This window comes from Microcoleus sp. OTE_8_concoct_300 (assembly GCF_031383065.1).
GTDB lineage: Bacteria > Cyanobacteriota > Cyanobacteriia > Cyanobacteriales > Microcoleaceae > Microcoleus.
Genome location: NZ_JANMZH010000530.1, coordinates 1 through 1,102, shown reverse-complemented (window position 1 = coordinate 1,102; position 1,102 = coordinate 1). Strand labels below are relative to the sequence as shown.

2 protein-coding genes and 1 pseudogene are annotated in these 1,102 nt (G+C 39.5%); 1 reads left to right on the top strand and 2 read right to left on the bottom strand.

The genetic code is table 11. The features are described 5' to 3' along the window. Positions 1-279 (bottom strand): annotated as a pseudogene (locus ACUVJL_RS24585) (IS4 family transposase); the annotation flags it as partial. Positions 280-394: 115 nt separating this feature from the next. Then, a complete protein-coding gene (locus ACUVJL_RS24580; RefSeq protein ID WP_445248231.1) occupies positions 395-616 on the bottom strand; it encodes a hypothetical protein in 222 nt (73 codons plus the stop codon). A 102-nt stretch (positions 617-718) separates the two neighbouring features. On the opposite strand from ACUVJL_RS24580, the gene ACUVJL_RS24575 reads away from it, so the two are divergent. Further along, positions 719-1,102: transposase (locus ACUVJL_RS24575; protein ID WP_445248230.1), on the top strand; the 384-nt coding region annotated here is incomplete at its 3' end.

Genomic DNA, 1,102 nt, shown 5'->3' with positions numbered 1-1,102 from the left:
AATTAATTGACGTTTTAGATCCGCTTGTAATTTTTCAAATATTTTTATAAAAACACCAATATCTCTATGCTTACTAGCCTTTGAGAACGTTGATATATCTAAGGAAATACCTCGACTGTTTAAACGGGAAAATAGCGAACGCATAGTATCGAGGCTTTGGTCAAAACTAAACCCTAGCCAGCAGGAGACAAATGTAAAGCTATCTAAAACAGGATAATCATCTTTGGGTAAATGGGCCAGATACCGTTTGACAATTTTGGGGAAGTTAGAAAATAGCATTTCAGTTGATTATTCATAATTTATCACTCTGAAATTATACATTGCTCGGCCAATTTTAGCAATTTTCTCCTATCATTCAACACTTCTGGATATTGAGGTCGATCTACAGTTCCTCTTACTTCAGATCCATAGCGTTAATCTTTTTGCCGTTAAGTCGATTAATTCCTTTAAGGACATAAGCTCCAGGTTCCCAATAAGAAAGCTTGATCGTCCATTCCTCTGAGCCGAATATTCCAGTTAAAAGTTGACAATTATTAATTTTTTCATCCTTAATTACCGAGAGTTTGCCAGGTTCAGCTTGTGTCAAATTAACAGGCTGTGACCAGGCGATTATCAAGAGACTGTTGGCGAATGTCTGAGGGGTTTTACCCCTCAGACATCGCCGTTCTGAATAGGCAGAATGATTGTGTAATCACGCACCATATTAAATAGATTTATTATGACTCTTCACCCCCGCGACTGGTCATCGATTCCAGAAATGACAGCTTCTGTAGCACGAACCTCCTTTCCCAAAGGAAATCCGTATATGAAAATGCGCGACGAATTAGGAGTCTTGTACTTGGATAGTGACTTTGTTGCCTTGTTTCGAGCTGATTGCGGTCAAAGTGCGTTATCTCCAGGGCAATTAGCATTAATCAGTGTGATGCAATTTGCCGAGGGATTGACTGACCGACAAGCAGCAGAAGCGGTGAGAAGTCGTATAGATTGGAAGTATGCTCTGGGATTAGAAATTACTGATAGTGGCTTTGACTATTCAGTTTTAAGTGAATGGAGAAGTCGGCTAATTGCTGCGGGACGTGAAAGTCAATTACTCGATAAAATG